Origin of the sequence: Pseudomonas sp. P9_2 (assembly GCF_034008255.1) — a bacterium.
GTDB classification, from domain to species: Bacteria; Pseudomonadota; Gammaproteobacteria; order Pseudomonadales; family Pseudomonadaceae; genus Aquipseudomonas; species Aquipseudomonas synxantha_A.
On sequence record NZ_CP125376.1, the window covers coordinates 4,098,839 to 4,118,581 of the forward strand.

At 61.1% G+C, this 19,743-nt stretch carries 24 protein-coding genes; 10 read left to right on the forward strand and 14 right to left on the reverse strand.

Annotated elements, in window-relative coordinates; all coding sequences use genetic code 11:
* Nucleotides 1–161: 161 nt before the first annotated feature.
* Genes QMK52_RS18360 through cysG form a run of 6 tightly spaced genes read left to right on the forward strand, consistent with a single transcriptional unit; the run spans nucleotide 162 to nucleotide 7,665 of the window.
* A complete protein-coding gene (locus QMK52_RS18360; protein ID WP_005789085.1) occupies nucleotides 162–2,570 on the forward strand; it encodes a DNA translocase FtsK in 2,409 nt (802 codons plus the stop codon).
* A 56-nt stretch (nucleotides 2,571–2,626) separates the two neighbouring features.
* On the forward strand, nucleotides 2,627–3,250 hold the full coding sequence (gene lolA, locus QMK52_RS18365; protein WP_003174700.1) for an outer membrane lipoprotein chaperone LolA: 624 nt from the start codon (nucleotides 2,627–2,629) through the stop codon (nucleotides 3,248–3,250).
* A 27-nt stretch (nucleotides 3,251–3,277) separates the two neighbouring features.
* Nucleotides 3,278–4,600 (forward strand): replication-associated recombination protein A, encoded by a 1,323-nt coding sequence (locus QMK52_RS18370; RefSeq protein ID WP_194438585.1) that lies wholly within the window; start codon nucleotides 3,278–3,280, stop codon nucleotides 4,598–4,600.
* Complete coding sequence (gene crcB, locus QMK52_RS18375) at nucleotides 4,600–4,974, forward strand: fluoride efflux transporter CrcB (RefSeq protein WP_194438583.1); 375 nt, start codon at nucleotides 4,600–4,602, stop codon at nucleotides 4,972–4,974. Before QMK52_RS18370 ends, crcB begins: the two co-directional genes overlap by 1 nt.
* Before the next feature lie 15 nt (nucleotides 4,975–4,989).
* Nucleotides 4,990–6,270, forward strand: a complete 1,281-nt coding sequence (gene serS, locus QMK52_RS18380) for a serine--tRNA ligase (protein WP_005789081.1) — start codon at nucleotides 4,990–4,992, stop codon at nucleotides 6,268–6,270.
* Entirely contained in the window at nucleotides 6,271–7,665 is a 1,395-nt protein-coding gene (gene cysG, locus QMK52_RS18385) for a siroheme synthase CysG (protein ID WP_005789079.1), read from the forward strand.
* Nucleotides 7,666–7,779: 114 nt separating this feature from the next.
* On the opposite strand, the gene QMK52_RS18390 is transcribed toward cysG, so the two are convergent.
* The 6 genes from QMK52_RS18390 to tusD form a co-directional block, all read right to left on the reverse strand.
* Nucleotides 7,780–8,775 (reverse strand): glutathione S-transferase family protein, encoded by a 996-nt coding sequence (locus tag QMK52_RS18390; RefSeq protein WP_320403176.1) that lies wholly within the window; start codon nucleotides 8,773–8,775, stop codon nucleotides 7,780–7,782.
* Nucleotides 8,776–8,863: 88 nt separating this feature from the next.
* Nucleotides 8,864–9,865 carry a glycosyl transferase family protein gene (locus QMK52_RS18395; protein WP_005789077.1) on the reverse strand — a complete coding sequence of 334 codons (1,002 nt, stop codon included), beginning with the start codon at nucleotides 9,863–9,865 and terminating at the stop codon, nucleotides 8,864–8,866.
* Nucleotides 9,862–10,197: a TusE/DsrC/DsvC family sulfur relay protein gene (locus QMK52_RS18400; RefSeq protein WP_320403177.1), complete on the reverse strand. Its 336-nt coding sequence runs from the start codon at nucleotides 10,195–10,197 to the stop codon at nucleotides 9,862–9,864. Before QMK52_RS18400 ends, QMK52_RS18395 begins: the two co-directional genes overlap by 4 nt.
* Nucleotides 10,194–10,472, reverse strand: a complete 279-nt coding sequence (gene tusB / locus QMK52_RS18405) for a sulfurtransferase complex subunit TusB (RefSeq protein ID WP_122734038.1) — start codon at nucleotides 10,470–10,472, stop codon at nucleotides 10,194–10,196. The genes QMK52_RS18400 and tusB overlap by 4 nt, the downstream gene beginning before the upstream one ends.
* Entirely contained in the window at nucleotides 10,472–10,822 is a 351-nt protein-coding gene (gene tusC / locus QMK52_RS18410; RefSeq protein WP_122734037.1) for a sulfurtransferase complex subunit TusC, read from the reverse strand. Before tusC ends, tusB begins: the two co-directional genes overlap by 1 nt.
* Before the next feature lies 1 nt (nucleotide 10,823).
* Nucleotides 10,824–11,216: a sulfurtransferase complex subunit TusD gene (gene tusD / locus QMK52_RS18415; protein ID WP_005789072.1), complete on the reverse strand. Its 393-nt coding sequence runs from the start codon at nucleotides 11,214–11,216 to the stop codon at nucleotides 10,824–10,826.
* A gap of 157 nt (nucleotides 11,217–11,373) precedes the next feature.
* Between tusD and QMK52_RS18420 the strand changes: the two genes are divergently transcribed.
* On the forward strand, nucleotides 11,374–12,549 hold the full coding sequence (locus QMK52_RS18420) for a CaiB/BaiF CoA-transferase family protein (protein WP_320403178.1): 1,176 nt from the start codon (nucleotides 11,374–11,376) through the stop codon (nucleotides 12,547–12,549).
* Between the two features lie 93 nt (nucleotides 12,550–12,642).
* Here the strand turns inward: QMK52_RS18420 and QMK52_RS18425 are convergent, their stop codons facing one another.
* Together QMK52_RS18425 and QMK52_RS18430 are read right to left on the reverse strand one after the other, a co-directional pair.
* Nucleotides 12,643–13,137, reverse strand: a complete 495-nt coding sequence (locus QMK52_RS18425) for a SprT family zinc-dependent metalloprotease (RefSeq protein WP_057703126.1) — start codon at nucleotides 13,135–13,137, stop codon at nucleotides 12,643–12,645.
* A 128-nt stretch (nucleotides 13,138–13,265) separates the two neighbouring features.
* Nucleotides 13,266–13,868: a Yip1 family protein gene (locus tag QMK52_RS18430; RefSeq protein ID WP_320403179.1), complete on the reverse strand. Its 603-nt coding sequence runs from the start codon at nucleotides 13,866–13,868 to the stop codon at nucleotides 13,266–13,268.
* A gap of 283 nt (nucleotides 13,869–14,151) precedes the next feature.
* Here QMK52_RS18430 and ttcA point away from each other — a divergent pair, with 283 nt between their 5' ends.
* Together ttcA and QMK52_RS18440 are read left to right on the forward strand one after the other, a co-directional pair.
* On the forward strand, nucleotides 14,152–14,976 hold the full coding sequence (ttcA, locus tag QMK52_RS18435) for a tRNA 2-thiocytidine(32) synthetase TtcA (protein WP_005789069.1): 825 nt from the start codon (nucleotides 14,152–14,154) through the stop codon (nucleotides 14,974–14,976).
* A 67-nt stretch (nucleotides 14,977–15,043) separates the two neighbouring features.
* A complete protein-coding gene (locus QMK52_RS18440) occupies nucleotides 15,044–15,715 on the forward strand; it encodes a DNA-3-methyladenine glycosylase I (protein WP_010209632.1) in 672 nt (223 codons plus the stop codon).
* Between the two features lie 89 nt (nucleotides 15,716–15,804).
* Here the strand turns inward: QMK52_RS18440 and QMK52_RS18445 are convergent, their stop codons facing one another.
* From QMK52_RS18445 to arsC, 3 genes are read right to left on the reverse strand one after another with little or no spacing between them, the layout of a single operon-like run.
* The gene (locus QMK52_RS18445; RefSeq protein WP_194438573.1) at nucleotides 15,805–16,224 is read right to left on the reverse strand and encodes a DUF2069 domain-containing protein; all 420 of its coding nucleotides are present in this window, start codon (nucleotides 16,222–16,224) and stop codon (nucleotides 15,805–15,807) included.
* Nucleotides 16,208–16,822 (reverse strand): NAD(P)H:quinone oxidoreductase, encoded by a 615-nt coding sequence (gene wrbA / locus QMK52_RS18450; protein ID WP_005789066.1) that lies wholly within the window; start codon nucleotides 16,820–16,822, stop codon nucleotides 16,208–16,210. Before wrbA ends, QMK52_RS18445 begins: the two co-directional genes overlap by 17 nt.
* Nucleotides 16,819–17,172: an arsenate reductase (glutaredoxin) gene (gene arsC / locus QMK52_RS18455; RefSeq protein WP_078821654.1), complete on the reverse strand. Its 354-nt coding sequence runs from the start codon at nucleotides 17,170–17,172 to the stop codon at nucleotides 16,819–16,821. The genes wrbA and arsC overlap by 4 nt, the downstream gene beginning before the upstream one ends.
* Nucleotides 17,173–17,287: 115 nt before the next feature.
* Between arsC and QMK52_RS18460 the strand changes: the two genes are divergently transcribed.
* Nucleotides 17,288–17,749 (forward strand): TlpA disulfide reductase family protein, encoded by a 462-nt coding sequence (locus QMK52_RS18460; protein WP_005789064.1) that lies wholly within the window; start codon nucleotides 17,288–17,290, stop codon nucleotides 17,747–17,749.
* 79 nt (nucleotides 17,750–17,828) lie between these two features.
* Here the strand turns inward: QMK52_RS18460 and QMK52_RS18465 are convergent, their stop codons facing one another.
* From QMK52_RS18465 to QMK52_RS18475, 3 genes are all read right to left on the reverse strand, one after another.
* Nucleotides 17,829–18,233: an META domain-containing protein gene (locus QMK52_RS18465; RefSeq protein ID WP_005789063.1), complete on the reverse strand. Its 405-nt coding sequence runs from the start codon at nucleotides 18,231–18,233 to the stop codon at nucleotides 17,829–17,831.
* Nucleotides 18,230–18,670: a hypothetical protein gene (locus QMK52_RS18470; protein WP_005789062.1), complete on the reverse strand. Its 441-nt coding sequence runs from the start codon at nucleotides 18,668–18,670 to the stop codon at nucleotides 18,230–18,232. The genes QMK52_RS18465 and QMK52_RS18470 overlap by 4 nt, the downstream gene beginning before the upstream one ends.
* 71 nt (nucleotides 18,671–18,741) lie before the next feature.
* On the reverse strand, nucleotides 18,742–19,731 hold the full coding sequence (locus QMK52_RS18475; RefSeq protein WP_320403180.1) for a 2-hydroxyacid dehydrogenase: 990 nt from the start codon (nucleotides 19,729–19,731) through the stop codon (nucleotides 18,742–18,744).
* Nucleotides 19,732–19,743 lie beyond the last annotated feature (12 nt).

A 19,743-nucleotide genomic window follows, 5' to 3' on the forward strand; every position in this document is an offset into this window, starting at 1 on the left:
CAATGCGCCCATTGTGGCGTTATCGCCATTTCACCTATCCGTGACCTGGTGTTAAAAGTAGATTCAGCAACATACGTTCATTTTTCAGCTGCTCGGGATAGGGCAGTCATGTGTAGTCATTCAACAGATGGACGCGCTAAGGGCGCAGGAAAAGACCCGTTTTGAAGAAATCCGCCGCAGCACCTAAAGCAGCAGTCGTACCGGCCTGGCGCCAGCACCTGCATTACCGACTCAAGGAAGGCGCACTGATTGCCATCGGTGCGCTGTGCCTGTTCCTGATGATGGCCTTGCTCACCTATGGCAAGGACGATCCGGGCTGGAGCCATAACAGCAAGATCGACGATGTGCAGAATTTCGGTGGGCCGGTCGGGTCCTACAGCGCCGATATCCTGTTCATGATCCTGGGTTATTTCGCGTACATTTTCCCGCTGCTGCTGGCGATCAAGACCTGGCAGATCTTCCGCCAGCGTCACGAGCCGTGGCAGTGGAGCGGCTGGCTGTTCTCCTGGCGCCTGATCGGCCTGGTGTTCCTGGTGCTGTCCGGCGCGGCGCTGGCGCATATTCACTTCCATGCACCCACCGGTCTGCCGGCGGGTGCGGGCGGGGCGCTGGGCGAAAGCCTCGGTGACCTGGCGCGCCGCACGCTGAATATCCAGGGCAGCACCTTGATGTTCATCGCGCTGTTCCTGTTCGGCCTCACGGTGTTCACCGACCTGTCATGGTTCAAGGTGATGGACGTGACCGGCAAGATCACCCTCGACCTGTTCGAATTGTTCCAGGGCGCTGCCAACCGCTGGTGGGCCGCCCGTGTCGAGCGCAAGCAAATGGTTGCCCAACTGCGTGAGGTGGACACCCGCGTCAATGAGGTGGTGGCCCCGAGCACGCCGGATCGGCGCGAGCAGGCCAAGGTCAAGGAACGCTTGATCGAGCGCGAGCAGGCCCTGAGCAAGCACATGTCGGATCGCGAGAAGCAGGTACCGCCAGTGATCGCTCCGGCACCGCCCAAGGCGCCAGAACCCAGCCATCGCGTACAGAAAGAGAAACAGGCCCCGCTGTTTATCGACAGCGCCGTCGAAGGCACCTTGCCGCCGATCTCGATTCTTGACCCGGCAGAAAAGAAACAGCTCAATTATTCCCCCGAATCCCTGGCGGCCGTCGGCCATCTGCTGGAAATCAAGCTCAAGGAGTTCGGCGTCGAAGTGTCGGTGGATTCGATCCATCCCGGCCCTGTGATTACCCGTTACGAAATCCAGCCGGCCGCCGGTGTAAAAGTCAGCCGCATTTCCAACCTGGCCAAAGACTTGGCCCGTTCCCTGGCCGTGACCAGCGTGCGCGTGGTGGAAGTGATCCCGGGCAAGACCACCGTGGGTATCGAGATTCCCAACGAAGACCGCCAGATCGTGCGTTTCTCCGAAGTGCTGTCGACCCCCGAATACGACAATTTCAAATCGCCGGTCACCCTGGCCCTCGGCCATGACATTGGCGGCAAGCCGGTGATCACCGACCTGGCGAAAATGCCTCACCTGCTGGTAGCCGGTACCACCGGTTCCGGTAAGTCGGTGGGTGTGAACGCAATGATCCTGTCGATCCTGTTCAAGTCCGGGCCGGATGACGCCAAGCTGATCATGATCGACCCGAAGATGTTGGAGCTGTCGATCTACGAGGGCATTCCGCACCTGCTCTGCCCGGTGGTTACCGACATGAAGGACGCCGCCAACGCCCTGCGTTGGAGCGTTGCCGAGATGGAGCGCCGCTACAAGCTGATGGCCAAGATGGGCGTACGTAACCTGTCGGGCTTCAACGCCAAGGTCAAGGAAGCCCAGGACGCCGGCGAACCGCTGACCGACCCGCTGTACAAGCGCGAAAACATTCACGATGAGGCACCGCTGCTGACCAAGCTGCCGACCATCGTGGTGGTGGTCGACGAATTCGCTGACATGATGATGATCGTCGGCAAGAAGGTCGAAGAACTGATCGCGCGTATTGCCCAGAAGGCACGTGCCGCCGGGATTCACTTGATCCTCGCGACTCAGCGCCCGTCGGTGGATGTGATCACCGGCCTGATCAAGGCCAACATCCCCACACGCATGGCGTTCCAGGTATCGAGCAAGATCGACTCACGGACCATCATCGACCAGGGTGGCGCCGAGCAACTGCTGGGCCACGGTGACATGCTCTACATGCCGCCGGGCACCAGCCTGCCGATTCGCGTTCACGGTGCCTTTGTGTCCGATGACGAAGTACACCGCGTGGTCGAAGCCTGGAAACTGCGCGGCGCCCCGGAATACAACGACGACATCCTCGCAGGCGTCGAAGAGGCCGGCAGCGGTTTTGACGGTGGCAGCGGCGGTGGCGACGATGATGCCGAAACCGACGCGCTTTACGATGAGGCCGTGGCCTTCGTGCTGGAAAGCCGTCGCGCCTCTATCTCCGCAGTGCAACGCAAATTGAAAATCGGCTACAACCGCGCTGCCCGCATGATCGAAGCCATGGAACACGCCGGCGTCGTCACCGCAATGAACACCAACGGCTCGCGTGAAATCATCGCCCCCGGGCAGATGCGCGACTGACCCCGGTGCCGCGTGGTAACACGCGGCACCGCCCTGACTACTCAATGAGGACTCCCATGCGCTTTATCCGCATGCTGTTGTTGCCGGCACTGGCCCTGACCGCTGTTTCGGCTCACGCTGACCCGGCTTCCGTCGCCAGCCTGAAGAACCTGTTGGACAAATCCCAGACCCTGACCGCGCGCTTCTCCCAACTGACCCTGGATGCCGGTGGCACCCAGTTGCAGGAAACCGCCGGTGAGATGGCCGTGCAGCGCCCTGGGTTGTTCTACTGGCATACCGAAGGCAAGGCTGAGCAGACCATCGTTTCCGATGGTCAGAAGGTCACCCTGTGGGACCCGGACCTGGAACAGGCGACCATCAAGAAGCTCGATCCACGCCTGAACCAGACACCCGCACTGCTGCTGTCGGGTGACGTGTCGAAAATCAACGACAGCTTCGACATCACTTCCAAACAGACCAGCAACGTGATCGAGTTCACCCTCAAGCCAAAATCCAAGGACACGCTGTTTGACACGCTGTCCCTGTCGTTCGGCAACGGCGTGATCAATAACATGCGCCTGGTCGACAGCGTTGGCCAGCGCACCGATATCCTGTTTTCCGGGGTCAAGGCCAACCAGCCGGTGCCCGCATCCAAGTTCAAGTTCGACATCCCCAAGGGTGCCGACGTGATCCAGGAATAATCTGCCGAGAGGTTTCAAGCGCTGCCCATGGATCTGTTTCGAAGTGACCCGATTGCCCAGCCCCTGGCCGCACGCTTGCGTTCGACCAACCTGGATGAGTACGTCGGTCAGGAACACCTGCTCGCTCGCGGCAAGCCCTTGCGCGAAGCCCTGGAGCAGGGCGCGCTGCACTCGATGATTTTCTGGGGGCCGCCGGGCGTGGGCAAGACCACCCTGGCGCGGCTGCTGGCGAAAGTCTCGGATGCGCACTTTGAAACGGTCTCGGCGGTACTCGCCGGGGTCAAGGAAATCCGCCAGGCGGTGGAAGTCGCCAAGCAGCAGGCCGGGCAGTACGGCAAGCGCACCATCCTGTTTGTCGACGAAGTGCATCGCTTCAACAAGTCGCAGCAGGATGCGTTCCTGCCGTATGTTGAAGACGGCACCTTGATCTTCATCGGCGCCACCACTGAAAACCCTTCGTTTGAACTCAACAACGCTTTGTTGTCGCGAGCGCGTGTCTACGTGCTCAAAAGCCTGGACGAGGCGGCGATGCAGAAATTGCTGCAGCGGGCCCTGAATGAAGACAAGGGCCTGGGCAAGCGCCATCTGAGCGTCAGTGACGAAGGCTTCAGGATCCTGCTCACCGCCGCAGACGGCGATGGCAGGCGTTTTCTCAACCTGCTGGAAAACGCCTCGGACCTGGCTGAAGACGGCGGCGAAATTGGCGTCGACCTGCTGCAAAGCCTGCTGGGTGATACGCGCCGGCGCTTCGACAAGGGCGGTGAAGCTTTCTACGACCAGATTTCCGCGCTGCACAAGTCAGTGCGCGGCTCCAACCCTGACGGTGCGCTGTACTGGTTCGCACGCATGATCGACGGCGGTTGCGATCCGTTGTACCTGGCCCGTCGCGTGGTGCGCATGGCCAGCGAAGACATCGGCAATGCCGACCCGCGCGCCCTGAGCCTGTGCCTGGCGGCCTGGGAGGTGCAGGAGCGCCTCGGCAGCCCGGAAGGCGAGTTGGCGGTGGCCCAGGCCATCACCTACCTGGCCTGCGCACCGAAAAGCAACGCAGTGTACATGGGCTTCAAGTCGGCGCTGCGAGCGGCGGCTGAACATGGATCGCTGGAAGTGCCGATGCACTTGCGCAACGCGCCGACCAAACTGATGAAGCAGCTGGGTTACGGTGACGAATATCGCTACGCTCATGACGAACCGGATGCCTATGCAGCCGGCGAAGACTACTTCCCCGATGCGCTGGAACCGTTGCCGCTCTACCAGCCAGTGCCCCGTGGGCTAGAGCTGAAGATCGGCGAAAAGCTCAACCATCTGGCCCAACTCGACCGTCTCAGCCCCCGTCAGCGGAGAAAGTAGTGCTCAAGACGATTCTTGCCGTGTCCGCAGCTGGCATCGCTGGTACATTATTGCGTTTCGCCACCAGCACCTGGGTCAGCGTCCAGTGGCCGAAGCATTTTTATGCGGCGACCCTGGCAGTCAACCTGGTGGGCTGTTTGATTATCGGGCTGTTGTACGGCTGGTTCCTGTTGCGCCCGGAAGTGCCGATTGAAATTCGCGCCGGCTTGATTGTCGGTTTTGTAGGCGGTCTGACGACCTTTTCATCCTTTTCACTGGATACGCTGCGCCTGCTGGAAAGCGGGCAGGCCCTGGTCGCCTTCGGGTACCTGGGCATCAGCGTGTTCGGCGGGCTGCTCGCCACCTGGGCCGGCCTGTCCTTGACCAAACTTTGATAACGAGAGACCGACATGCTCGATTCCAAACTGTTACGTAGCAACCTTCAGGACGTAGCGGACCGCCTGGCATCCCGTGGCTTTGCCTTGGATGTTGCGCGCATCGAAGCGCTGGAAGAACAGCGCAAGACCGTCCAGACCCGCACCGAAGCACTGCAGGCTGAGCGTAATGCGCGTTCCAAATCCATTGGCCAGGCCAAACAGCGCGGCGAAGACATCGCACCGTTGATGGCGGATGTCGAGCGTATGGGCACTGAGCTGTCCAACGGCAAAACCGAGCTGGAAGGCATCCAGACCGAGCTGGACTCGATCCTGCTGGGCATTCCGAACCTGCCCCACGAATCCGTGCCGGTAGGCGAAGACGAAGACGGCAACGTTGAAGTACGCCGCTGGGGTACGCCCAAAGCCTTCGATTTCGAGATCAAGGACCATGTGGCCCTGGGCGAATTGACCGGTGGCCTGGATTTCGAGACCGCGGCAAAAATGTCCGGTGCCCGTTTCGCTTTGCTGCGCGGCCCGATCGCCCGTATGCACCGTGCGCTGGCGCAGTTCATGATCAACCTGCACACCGGTGAGCATGGCTACGAAGAAGCCTACACCCCGTACCTGGTCCAGGCGCCGGCGCTGATGGGTACCAGCCAGTTGCCGAAATTCGAGGAAGACCTGTTCAAGATCACTCGCGACGGCGAAGCCGATCTGTACCTGATCCCGACCGCCGAGGTGTCGCTGACCAATATCGTCGCCGGCGAAATCCTCGATGCCAAGCAACTGCCGTTGAAGCTGGTTGCCCACAGCCCGTGCTTTCGCAGTGAAGCCGGCGCATCGGGTCGCGATACGCGCGGCATGATCCGCCAACACCAGTTCGACAAGGTCGAGATGGTGCAGGTGGTCGAGCCGTCGACCTCCATGGAAGCCCTGGAAGGCCTGACCGCCAACGCCGAACGTGTGCTGCAACTGCTGGAGCTGCCGTACCGCGTACTGGCGCTGTGCACTGGCGACATGGGCTTCAGCGCCGTGAAGACCTACGATTTGGAAGTGTGGGTACCGAGCCAGGACAAATACCGCGAAATATCGTCGTGCTCCAACTGCGGTGATTTCCAGGCCCGTCGTATGCAGGCGCGTTTCCGTAACCCGGAAACCGGCAAGCCGGAGTTGGTGCACACCCTTAACGGTTCGGGCCTGGCCGTAGGCCGTACCCTGGTGGCCGTGCTGGAAAACTACCAGCAGGCTGACGGTTCGATCCGTGTACCTGAGGTGCTCAAGCCGTACATGGGCGGCGTTGAGGTCATCGCCTAAATGGAATTTCTGCCGCTGTTTCATAACCTGCGCGGCAGTCGAGTGTTGGTCGTCGGTGGCGGGGAGATTGCCTTGCGCAAATCCCGGCTGCTGGCCGACGCCGGTGCGTTGCTGCGGGTGGTTGCTCCCCAGATCGAAGACCAGTTGCGTGAACTGGTACTGGGCAGTGGCGGGGAACTGATTTTGCGCGGTTATCAGGAGGCTGACCTGGAGGGTTGCACCCTGATCATCGCGGCAACGGACGACGAGCCGCTGAACGCGCAAGTGTCCAGTGAGGCCAAGCGCCGTTGCGTGCCGGTCAATGTTGTGGATGCGCCGGCCTTGTGCAGCGTGATCTTCCCGGCGATTGTCGACCGTTCGCCGTTGGTGATTGCGGTCTCCAGCGGCGGCGACGCGCCAGTGCTGGCGCGCTTGATCCGCGCCAAGCTGGAAACCTGGATTCCGTCCACCTACGGCCAATTAGCCGGTTTGGCCGCGCGTTTTCGCGCCCAGGTCAAAGGTTTGTACCCGGATGTGCAGCAGCGCCGGGCGTTCTGGGAAGAGGTGTTCCAGGGGCCGATTGCCGACCGTCAACTGGCCGGGCAGGGCGATGAAGCTGAGCGCCTGTTGATCGAAAAGGTCAATGGCGCGCCACCTTATGCACCCGGCGAGGTGTACCTGGTGGGTGCAGGCCCGGGTGACCCGGACTTGCTCACCTTTCGTGCCTTGCGCCTGATGCAGCAGGCCGACGTGGTGCTGTACGACCGTCTGGTTGCGCCGGCGATCCTGGAACTGTGCCGTCGTGATGCCGAGCGGGTTTACGTCGGCAAGCGGCGTGCCGACCACGCTGTGCCCCAGGATCAGATCAACCAGCAACTGGTCGACCTGGCCAAGCAAGGCAAGCGCGTGCTGCGCCTCAAGGGCGGCGATCCGTTCATTTTTGGGCGCGGTGGCGAAGAAATCGAGGAATTGGCGGCCCATGGCATCCCGTTCCAGGTGGTGCCAGGGATCACGGCGGCCAGTGGTTGTGCCGCGTATGCCGGGATTCCGCTGACGCACCGTGACTATGCGCAATCGGTGCGCTTCATCACCGGGCACCTGAAGAACAATACGTCGGATCTGCCCTGGCAGGACCTGGTCGGGCCGTCGCAGACCCTGGTGTTCTACATGGGCCTGATTGGCTTGCCGATCATTTGTGAGCAGTTGATCAAGCACGGGCGCTCGGCGGACACACCGGCGGCTTTGATCCAGCAGGGCACCACTTCCAACCAGCGCGTGTTTACCGGCACCCTGGCGGACTTGCCGCGCATGGTGGCGGAGCATGAAGTACATGCACCGACGCTGGTGATCGTGGGTGAGGTGGTCGTGTTGCGCGAGAAGCTCAAATGGTTTGAAGGGGCTCAGTCTCAGGTCTGAGCCTTAAAAGCATCGGGAGCAAGCCCCCTCCCACATTTTGGTTTGTGAACACAGTCAAAATGTGGGAGGGGGCTTGCTCCCGATGAGGCCATCAAATACAACCGATAATCCAGATCAGCTAAAGACACTTTTACCTGAAAGTCGCGCCCGATCATGGCTGTTGTCAAACTCTTGCAACGGCCCCTTCGGCACAATACCGGTCGGGTTGATCGTGCGATGGCTGGCATAGTAATGCCCCTTGATATGGGCAAAGTCCACCGTCTCGGCCACGCCCGGCCACTGATACATCTCCCTTAGCCAATTCGACAAATTCGCATAATCGGCGATCCGCCGCAGGTTGCACTTGAAGTGGCTGTAATACACCGCGTCAAAGCGAATCAACGTGGTAAACAGCCGCACATCCGCCTCGGTCAGGTACTCACCGGCCAGATAACGATGCTGGCCCAGGTGTTGTTCCAAATGATCCAGCTCGGCAAACACATCATCAAACGCACGTTCATACGCCTGTTGTGACGTGGCAAAACCTGCGCGGTATACGCCGTTGTTCACGGCCGGGTAGATACGTTCGTTCAGGGCATCGATGGTCGGACGCAGCGTGTCGGGATAAAAATCCAGGGTATTGCCGGTCAGCCCGTTGAACGCGCTGTTGAACATGCGGATGATTTCCGCCGATTCATTGCTGACGATGCGCTTGAGTTTTTTGTCCCACAGCACCGGCACGGTGACGCGCCCGGTGTAGTCGGCCGTATCGGCGGTGTAGCGCTGGTGCATGAAGGCCAGATCGTCCAGTTTGTCACCGCTGGAGCCGTGGGCCTTGTCGAAGGTCCAGCCGTTTTCCAGCATCAACCAGCTGACCACTGACACGTCGATCAGGCTTTCCAGACCTTTGAGCTTGCGCAGGATCAGGGTGCGGTGCGCCCAGGGGCAGGCCAGGGACACGTAGAGGTGATAGCGGCCGGCCTCAGCCTTGAAGCCACCTTCGCCACTCGGGCCGGGCGCGCCATCGGCGGTCACCCAGTTGCGACGTTGTGCCTGTTCCCGTTGGAAAGCGCCATCTGCGCTGCTTTCATACCACTGGTCTTTCCACTGTCCTTCAATCAGCAAACCCATGACTGGCTCCTTGGCTGTTAAACGTTGGAGTCCAGTCTAAAGGGATGAGTTCGAACTAAAAGCGCAAAGACCGGGGGTGAATGATCGACTAAATCGATTTATCCCGTGCATCCCAGTATTGCTGGGCCAATTCGAAGGCCTGTTGCCGCGGGTGGCCGAGACCGCGCAACGCCAGGGCCATGGTGGCGATCAGCGCCAGTTGCGGGTAGCTGTCCTCGACTTCGCCGCGCCACAACGCGTTCAACTGTTCAGGCTCAAGCGTCGCCGGTTTGACGTGACGCTGGGCGGAGAGGGCGGGCCACTCTTCGTCCCAACTCTGGCCGCCGGTGGTGCCATACAGGTGACTGAGGGTGTCGGGGTTGATTTCGATCTCGCCGCCGTCGCCCTTGACCACGATCACATTGTCCCCGAGCAGGCCGCTGGCATCGCGGTGCACGCCCTGGTAGCCCGGGTGGAAAATGCTTTGCAGGCCGCAGCGCGCATTCAGCGGGTTAAGCAGCCGCGCCAGGGAATGAATGGGCGAGCGCAGGCCGAGGGTGTTGCGCAGGTCGATCATGCGTTGCAATTGCGGCGCCCAGTCGCCCAGCGGGATAAAGGCCAGGTTGCCCTGCTCGAAGGCGCTTCCCACCTGCTGCCAATTGCGGCACAGCGGGATCCGCAACGTCTCCAGCAGTTGCTCGGTGTACAGGCGGCCCGCCGTGTGGGCACCGCCGCCGTGCATCAGAATGCGCACACCGTTTTGCGCCAGGCATTTGGCCGCCAGCAGAAACCACGGCAGATGGCGCTTTTTGCCGGCGTAGGTCGGCCAGTCGATATCCACGTTCAACGCCGGTGCATCCAGGCGTTCACGTACCGCTTCGGTGAAACCGGCCAGTTCTTCCGGGCTCTCTTCCTTGTGACGCAGCAGCATCAAAAAGGCGCCGAGCTGGGTGTCCTCGACCTTTTCGTCGAGCAACATGCCCATGGCTTGCCGCGCTTCTTCGCGGGTGAGGTTGCGCGCGCCGCGCTTGCCTTTGCCGAGGATGCGCACGAACTGGGCAAAAGGGTGCTCTTCGGGCGTGTTGAGGGTCAATGGGGTGAAGTCGGTCATAAGCAATTCGTCGGCCTGGGCAGGCCCGCCAGCTTGGCGGCGAGTTTGGCGGGAGTGCCGTTGAACAGTTTGTTTAGACGCAGGCTGTTGCCCTTTTCCGGGCCCAGTTTCAAGGCGGTGTACTTGATCAGCGGGCGTGTGGCAGGGGACAGCTGGAATTCGGTATAGAACTGGCGCAGCAGATTGAGGATTTCCCAGTGATCCGCGGTCAGCTCCAGGGCTTCGGCAGCGGCCAGGGCGTGCGCCACCTCATCGGACCAGTCATTGAGGTCGACGAGGTAGCCGTCCTTGTCCAGCTCCAGGCTGCGCGTGCCTACGGTCAGGGGGTTCATAGCCAGGTGTTGACCTTGTCGTAGTCGATCGACAGTTGCACGAAACCTGGATAATCCACGCTGTCAGCCCAGTCGGGAAGCGCCAGGTTGCGCGCCTGCATGTCTTCGGCCAGTACAAAGACCTTCACGCCTTTGCTTTGCAGGGCGGGCGTGTGCAGCGCGTAGGCACCGTCGCCACACAGCAGGATTGCGTCCTGAGCGCCGCAGATGCGCAGGCAGCTGTCGAGGCGGCTGTCGGTAAAGGGAGAGTGAGACACCACATGTAGAGTCGACATCAGAGGGTAATCACCTGGTCGTAACGATCAATCAGCTCGCAAATGGCTTGGCTGTGCAGCGTCTGCGCATTGGCGGGCGGCGGCAACCCGCGCGCGGACAGGCTGTGGCCGCAGGCGAACACGTCATCAATGCCGAACAGGCCCAATGCCTGCAGGTTGGCACTCAGGTCTTTTTGTTGCACGGCCTTGGCGGCCTGATGCGGCGCCAGCTGGAACACACCGTCATCCAGAAACAGCAGACCGATAGGCAGATCAAACGCGCCACCAGCCAGCACGATATCCAGTGCTTCCCGCGCACCTGGTCCGGACCACGGCGCCTGTCGGCTGATTACCAATAGGGATTTGGACATGTCACGGCCCTCCAAAACAGATCAGGCGGTCGGCATCCTGGATCGCGTCATGCAACTGCCCAAGGCCCGATAACGCCCATGGCGCCTGCAGATTGACCGCGCTGCGTTGATAGCGTGCGGCCTCCTCGGCGTTCAGCACACCACGGCGCAAGGCGGCGGCGATACACACCACGCCGTCGAGCTGGTGCTGGCTGACAAACTCGCGCCATTGGCGCGCAATGTCCGGCTCGTCCTGGGGCGCTACGATGTTATTGGACGCGCTGTACACGCCATCCTGATAAAAAAACAGCCGCACAATCTCATGCCCGCCCGCCAGCGCTGCCTGGGCGAACAGCAGGGCGCGGCGCGAGGAGGGCGCGTGGGCGGCGCTATACAGTGCAATCGCGAACTTCATGGGAGACTCTGCCAACAAACGTCGGCCAATGATAAAGCCGCCGCCGCGAAAAAGCCCGCCGTGATCAAAACGGTCACTGTCGCTGATCGTTCTGACGATTGCCGGTAGCCGTCAGGCTGCCTAGTCTGTGGGTGATCGCAACCCGAATGGAGTCTCTATGTCTGGTCCCTTGGCGTCCCTTAAAGTGCTGGATTTTTCCACCTTGCTGCCCGGCCCGTTTGCCTCGTTGATGCTGGCGGATATGGGCGCCGAGGTGCTGCGTATCGAATCGCCCACGCGCATGGACCTGTTGCGGGTGTTGCCGCCCCATGACCGCGGTACCTCGGCCAGCCACGCGTATCTGAACCGCAACAAGCGCAGCCTGGCCCTGGATCTCAAGCAGGCCGAGGCGGTGGAGATCGTGCGTGAGCTGGTCAAGGGCCATGACATTCTGCTCGAACAGTTTCGCCCTGGGGTCATGGAACGCCTGGGGCTGGGTTATGAGGCGCTGAAGGCGATCAATCCCGGGTTGATTTATGTGTCGATTACCGGCTACGGCCAGACCGGCCCTTACAAGGACCGCGCCGGGCACGATATCAATTACCTGGCGTTGGCCGGTGTGGCCAGCCACACCGGCCGTCGAGACAGCGGGCCGCTGCCGCTGGGCGTGCAACTGGCGGATGTGGCCGGCGGTTCGCTGCATGCGGTGGTGGGCTTGCTGGCGGCGGTGATTGCCAGGCAGCAGAGCGGAGTGGGGCAATACCTGGATGTGAGCATGACCGATTGTTCGTTCAGCCTGAACGCCATGGCCGGGGCTGGCTATCTGGCCTGCGGGGTGGAGCCGGATTGGGAGAATCATGTACTCAATGGTGGCAGTTTTTACGATTACTATCGCACTCGCGATGGGCGCTGGATGTCGGTGGGCAGCTTGGAGCCGGCCTTTATGCAGCAATTGTGTGAGGCGCTCGGAAGGCCGGAGCTGGCGGCCCACAGCGTGAAGCCTGAACAGCAGGAGGCCTTGAAGCAGGCATTGCAGGTGGAATTCGAGAAGCGCAGTTTTGAGGAACTGTGCGAGTTGTTCGCCGGGGTGGATGCGTGTGTTGAGCCGGTGTTGAGCTTGGCGGAGGCTGTTGAGCATCCGCAGTTGAAGGCGCGGGAGTTGGTCAGCCATGTGCCCCGGGGGGATGGCTCGACACAAGCGCAATTGGCCTGCCCGCTGAAGTTCTCAGAAGGGTTGCCGGCGCCCAGGCATATTGGGGTGGCAGTGGGGGCGCATAGTGACGAGGTGTTGGTGGAGCTGGGGTTCGGTGCTCAGCGGATAGATGAATTGCGTCAGGCCAAGGTTGTAGGTTGACTGAGCGGACGCTTTCGCAGGCAAGCCAGCTCCCACATTTTGATTGCGTTCACAGATCCTGATGTGGGAGCTGGCTTGCCTGCGAAGAGGCCCTCATTCCACTCGAGTTTCCCCAGTGAACACCAGAGTCTGCCGACACCGCCGACACAAATACCGCCGCCCCTGGTTCACCAGGCCATGGCGCTGCGCCGAGAACGGGAAGTCACTGTCCGCGCACGGGCAGCGGTAGATATAACGGGTCACCTGGCGGCGCTTGACCTCATAGGTATGGCAGCGGTCCGGCGGCAGTTCGTAGACCCCGCGCATGATCAACTGCCATTCCTCGCCGTGGGGCTGGATACGCTCGCCAAACAACTGGTGGGCAATCAGGTGCGCCACTTCGTGGGCCACGGTTTGCTTGAGAAAATGCTGGCTGTTTTCACGGTACAACTGCGGGTTGAAGCGCAGCAGGTTCTCGTGCAAATGCGCGACACCGGCTTTCTGGCCCCGCAGCTTGAGGCTGACCTGGGGGCGTTTGAAGCTTCGTTTGAAAAAGGATTCGGCTTGCAGGAAACAATCTTCGACGCGGGTATTGAGTTGCTCGGGCATGCTGTACAAATCTCCAGAGACGCCCAGTATGCCGCAAAGCAGGGTGTTTCCGAATCTGTCAGGCGCCGAATGGTCATGCATAACGCACAAAGCCACCTTGCGGTGGCCTTGCCTGCGGGTTGAGTTGCCTAGTTGGTGTAGATGGGCCCTACGCCCAGGCCCCAGACGATCACGGTAAACGCCATGATCGCCACCAGTACCACCAGGCCCACGGCCAACACCGAACTGGAAAACAGGAAGCCTTCGTCCGGGTCGATACTCATGAAGGTCGGCAGCCCCACGTAGAGCAGGTACACCGTGTAGCAAATGGCCGCCGTGCCGACCACCATGCCCAGCCACATATGCGGGTAGAGTGCCGTCAGCCCGCCGACAAACAGTGGCGTTGCGGTATAGGTGGCGAAGGCCACGCAGCGTGCCATGCTGGGGCTGGCGTCGTAGGTGCGGGCCATCCAGTGAATGAACGCGCCCATCACCGCAACGCCGCCAAGCATGGCCGCGTAAGACATGAGCGTCATCCACAGCGCGCTTTCCTGGGTCAACATCACCGGCGCCCGGTTGCCGATGACCCAGCCGACCTGGGTGGTGCCGATAAAGGCGGACACGGCGGGGATCGCCGCGAGAATCAGGGTGTGAGTGAGGTACATGTGGCCGATACTTTCTTCTTTATCGCCACGGATTTCCCGCCATTCCTGGTCGGGATGGGTAAAAAGCCCCACGACGTGATGGATCATGCCAGTCACTCCTGTCGTTATTACCATCGCCCCCCATCGGAGCGCCCACCGGCCAGATGGCCTGAAAGGTCTGGATATGTGTGCGACCTCAAGTCGCAGTATAGGAAGTGATGACCGGAATAACTGTAGGGCCTTTAGAGCAAATTGCGCTGTAAACAGGGCGCTTAATCGCGGTGGGGTCTGTCAAATGTGGGAGCAAGCCCCTTCCCACATTGGAACTCGGCCGCTCATATCGGTAAAATGCTGCGCTTTTCGTCACACACCTTCAGCGGATCCAAGCGCCATGGGCACTCTTACGGTCAACCAGAACAAACTGCAAAAACGCCTGCGTCGCCTGGCCGGTGAAGCGGTCGCCGATTTCAACATGATCGAGGACGGTGACAAGGTCATGGTCTGCCTCTCTGGTGGCAAAGACAGCTACACCATGCTCGACGTACTGCTGCACCTGCAAAAGGTCGCGCCGATCCAGTTCGAGATCGTCGCCGTCAACATGGACCAGAAACAGCCAGGCTTTCCCGAGCACGTGCTGCCGGCCTACCTGAAAGAACTGGGCATCGAGTACCACATCGTCGAGAAAGACACCTACTCGGTGGTCAAGGAGCTGATCCCGGAAGGCAAGACCACCTGCTCGCTGTGCTCGCGCCTGCGCCGTGGCACGCTCTACACCTTTGCCGACGAGATCGGCGCGACCAAGATGGCCCTGGGGCATCACCGCGATGACATCGTCGAGACCTTCTTCCTGAATATGTTCTTCAATGGCTCGCTCAAGGCCATGCCGCCCAAGCTGCGCGCCGATGACGGGCGCAATGTGGTAATCCGCCCGCTGGCGTATTGCAACGAGAAGGACATCCAAGCGTACTCCGACTTCAAGCAATTCCCGATCATCCCCTGCAACCTGTGCGGCTCCCAGGAAAACCTGCAGCGCCAGGTGGTCAAGGACATGCTGCTGGACTGGGAGCGCAAGACCCCCGGGCGTACCGAGAGCATCTTCCGCAGCCTGCAAAATGTGATCCCGTCTCAACTGGCTGATCGCAACCTGTTCGATTTCACCAGCTTGAAAATCGATGAGACGGCTGCTTCGCGTTTCGTCAATGTAGTGAACCTCTAAGCCTCGTCGAGGCTCTAGTAAACGGCGCTTGCGGGCGCCGTTTTCAATTCAACTGCCAGGAGAGGGCATGCGCGATTACAAGTGGCTGCACGAATATTGTCTGAACCGCTTCGGTTCGGCGGCCGAGCTGGAAGCCCATCTGCCTGTGCCCAAGACCCCGGCGCAATTGCGCAAGATCAGTGATGACCGCTACTTGTCGACCCTGGCGCTGCGGGTCTTCCGTGCGGGCTTGAAGCACAGTGTGGTCGACGCGAAATGGCCGGCGTTTGAACAGGTGTTTTTCGGCTTCGATCCGGAAAAAGTCGTGCTGATGGGCGCCGAGCACTTGGAACGCCTGATGCAGGACACCCGCATCATCCGCCACCTGGGCAAGCTCAAGAGTGTGCCGCGCAATGCGCAGATGATCCTGGACATCGAGCAGGAAAAGGGCAGCTTCGGTGCGTTTGTCGCCGATTGGCCGGTAACCGATATCGTCGGGCTATGGAAATACCTGAGCAAGCATGGCCACCAACTGGGCGGGCTGTCGGCACCGCGTTTCCTGCGCATGGTGGGCAAGGATACGTTTGTGCCGAGCTATGACGTGGTGGCGGCGTTGAATGCGCAGAAGATCGTCGACAAGGCGCCGACCAGCCTGCGGGATTTGGCCACAGTACAGGGCGCCTTCAACCAGTGGCATGCCGAGAGTGGGCGGCCGATGTGCCAGTTGTCGATGATGTTGGCGTACACCGTCAACCATTGAGACCCAGGTGATGCCTTCGCGAGCAAGCCCACATTTTGACCGCGCCGCCTATCAAAATGTGGGAGCTGGCTTGCCTGCGATAGCGGACTTCAGGCCGATACAGGTTCTGCAGCCAACTGCCGATTCAACTGATGCCGCCAACGCACATACAACAGCGCCGTGCAAAACACCGCCAGGCTCGCCAGCATCTCCAACACCCCGAACCACTGGCGGTTCGGGTCGTACGCCGCCAGCGCGCCCTTGATGAAATACAGATTCACCACAAAGCACATCCACGAATGCCCGCGCGCACTGCCGATCATCATCCCTGGCGCCAGTACCAGCAGCGGCACCAGTTCGATCAGCAGGATCACCCATGGGCGCGCCCCGTGAAGGTCGGCAATCAACAGGTAATACACGCACAACAGGCCCACCAGGGCAAAAAACGCCAGCAGGCTCAGTGCGCGTGCAACCTTGACCCGCGGTTCCAGCCACGCCTGGGGCGGCAGGACTTTAGGCTTCCTGGCCACGGCCGTGCTCCAGCAGCGTGGCGGTCTTGGCCAGGCGCAGGCCCAGGGCCCGGCACAGGGTGATTTCATGTTGATCGAGCAGCCGCTTGCCGTCAGGCCCGGAATGGTGGCTGGCGCCGTATGGCGTGCCGCCGCCCTGGGTATCAAGCAGTGCCTGTTCGCTGTAAGGCAGACCGGTGATCAACATGCCGTGGTGCAGCAGCGGCAGTAACATCGACATCAGCGTGGTTTCCTGGCCGCCATGCAGGCTGGCGGTAGAGGTGAACACGCCGGCGGGCTTGCCGACCAGGGCACCGGTGAGCCACAGGTTGCTGGTGCCGTCGAGGAAGTACTTGAGCGGTGCAGCCATGTTGCCAAAGCGTGTCGGGCTGCCCAGGGCCAGGCCTGAGCAGTGCTTCAGATCATCCAGGCTGGCATACAGCGCGCCTTCCTCGGGAATGCTCGGCGCAACCGCTTCGCACTCGGTGGAAATCGCCGGCACCGTGCGCAGACGTGCTTCCATGCCGCCTTGTTCGATCCCCCGGGCAATCTGCCGGGCCATTTCGCTTACCGAGCCGTTGCGGCTGTAATACAGCACCAGCACATAGGGCGTGGTCACGGCAGAATCTCCAATACGTTCTCGGGTGGGCGGCCAATGATGGCTTTGTCGGCAGTTGCCAGGATCGGGCGTTCCATCAGCTTGGGGTGCCCGGCGATAGCGGCGATCAATTGCGCTTCGCTCAAGTTGGCATCGGCCAGGTTGAGGGTTTTGTATTCCTCTTCGCCGGTGCGCAGCAGTTGGCGCGCGCTGATCCCGAGTTTTTTGAGCAGGGCCTGGATTTGCGCGGCGTCCAGCGGGGTTTCCAGGTAGCGCACCACGGTCGGGTTGAGGCCGCGAGCTTCAAGCAGTTCGAGCGCACCGCGGGATTTCGAGCAGCGCGGGTTGTGATAAAGCGTCAGATCGGTCATGTGCGGGTCGCATCTTGCGTAAGGTGGCGGGTATTCTACCTGCGCTGGCGCCTGTCCTTAAACCGTAAGAGGCGATAGGTCGCAGCCAACGTTCATTTTTGCGAAGGAATACCCCATGACAAGGCGACTGATCGGTGCATTGGCGATCATCACAACCCTGCTGCTCAGCGGCTGCGGTAACGATTACGGCGTTGACCAATATGGCCAGAAAGTGGCGGCCGAACGCCTGGACAAACAGTGGCTGGTGGTTAACTACTGGGCCGAATGGTGTGGCCCGTGCCGCACGGAAATCCCCGAGCTCAATGCCTTGGCCGAGCAACTGAAAGGGCAAGGTGTGGAGGTATTCGGGGTTAACTTCGACAACGTGCAGGGTGAGGAACTGAAGGCCGCCAGCGACAAGCTGGGGATCAAGTTCACGGTCCTGGCCCAGAACCCGGACGGGATCTTCGAGATTCCACGCAGTGAGGCATTGCCGGTGACCTACATCATCGACGACAAGGGCAAGGTGCGTGAGCAGTTGATGGGTGAGCAGACCGCAGAAGGGGTGCTGGCCAAGCTCAAGGCCCTGCGCGGTTAAAGCAACACCTCAGAGAAAGTGTGGGAGGGAGCAAGCCCCCTCCCACATTGAGATCCCATCAATCCAAAGATTGGGGATATCAGCCCTCTTCAAGCCATAAACGAATCGGCTTGCCCTCGGCTGGCCAGAACCGCGTCTGTTCGATCGGCGAGATGTCCCAGCGCTGCACGCCTTGCAGGGCCTGGAAGAAGCGGTGCTCCTGCTCCATCAACGCCTCGGCGCACATTTTGCGGGTGCTGCCGATAGGTCCGAAGCTGAGCTTGTCACCCTCGACGGTATACGGTGCAAACCAGTGATTGCAGCCGCCGTTGCCGTAGGCGCGGCCATCAGCGCCAAGGGTGACGGTCAGGTGCGCGTAGTCCATCAGCGGGCGCTCACCGATCCACTCCACCACGTAGCTGTGGTCGCGTTCGAGCTTCGGGCCGTCGGTAGCACAACCCGTCAGAGCCGCGCCGATTGCGGCGAGCAGCAGCGGGCCCTTCATTGTGCGGCCTGCTGGCATTTCGGGCAGCGGTGCTTGTCGCCTTCACTGGCCCAGCCGAGTTCTTTGATGCGCGCATTGGCGGCCGGTTGCAGCGGCTCTTTGGTCAGCTTGGTTTCCACCGAAAATTCAAACTCCAGCACGGCGTCGCAGCTGTCGCAGTTGACCTTCCAGGTGTGAATTTCCAGTTCGCCGAATTTCGGCCCCTGGGCCATGGCGACCCATTGGCCCGCCGGGCGGATGGAGTAGCGCGCGTCACCTTCGACGGTCAGGCGCATCGACAGGGTTTTACTGCCGCGCAGGGTGACGATCAGCACGTCACCGTGCTTGATCGAACCACCGTTGCCGGTGACCTGGTAACGGCCCGGCACAAGGGCGCGGCATTCGATCAGGGTGTGTTGCGGGCTCAGCAAGCTGAAGCGGAAATCGTGTTCGGCCATGGATCCTCCAAATAGGCGCGGCATCCTATCACGGGTGCCGGCCCATCATGAGCCTGGTATGTGACCGCTGATCAACCCTCGACCAGGTTCTGCGCACGACCATCGGCCCACGCCACAATGTTGGCCAGCGTCGTGCCTGCAATCGCTGCCAGCGCCTCGCGGGTGAGAAATGCCTGGTGCGCAGTGATGATCACGTTGGGGAAGGTCAGCAGACGCGCGAGTACGTCGTCTTGCAGGGGCAGGTCCGAGCGGTCCTCGAAAAACAGCTGGGCTTCTTCTTCATAAACGTCCAGCCCCAGGTAACCCAATTGGCCCTCCTTGAGGGCTTCGATCAGCGCGGGCGTATCGACCAAGCCACCGCGGCCGGTGTTGATCAGCATTGCACCGGGCTGCATGTGCGCCAGGGAACGGGCGTTGATCAGGTGTTTGCTGTCGGCAGTCAACGGGCAGTGCAGGCTGATGATCTGCGCCTCGGCCAGCAAGTCGGGCAGGCTGACGTAGCGAGCGCCCAGGGCCTGGACGTGTGGGTTGGGGAAGGGGTCATAAGCCAGCAATTGGCAGCCGAAGCCGGCCATGATCCTGGCGAAGGTCGCGCCGATCTGCCCGGTGCCGACCACGCCGACGGTTTTGCCGACCAGATCGAAACCGGTGAGCCCATGAAGGCTGAAGTCGCCATCACGGGTACGGTTGTAGGCGCGGTGCAGGCGGCGGTTGAGAGCCAGGATCAGCGCCACGGCGTGTTCGGCCACGGCGTGGGGCGAATAGGCGGGCACGCGCACGATGCTCAGGCCCAGGCGTTTGGCGGCGACCAAGTCCACATGGTTGTAGCCGGCCGAACGCAGGGCAATCAGGCGTGTACCGCCCTTGGCCAGTTGCTCCAGCACCGGGGCGCTGAGGTCGTCGTTGATAAAGGCGCAGACCACCTCATGGTGTTCGGCCAGGGCTACGGTGTCGAGGTTGAGGCGGGCGGGTTGGAATTGCAGCTCCAGGGCCGAGGGGAGCGGTTCACCGAGAAAACTGTCACGGTCGTAGGTCTGGCTGCTGAACAGAATGACGCGCATCAAGAAGGCTCC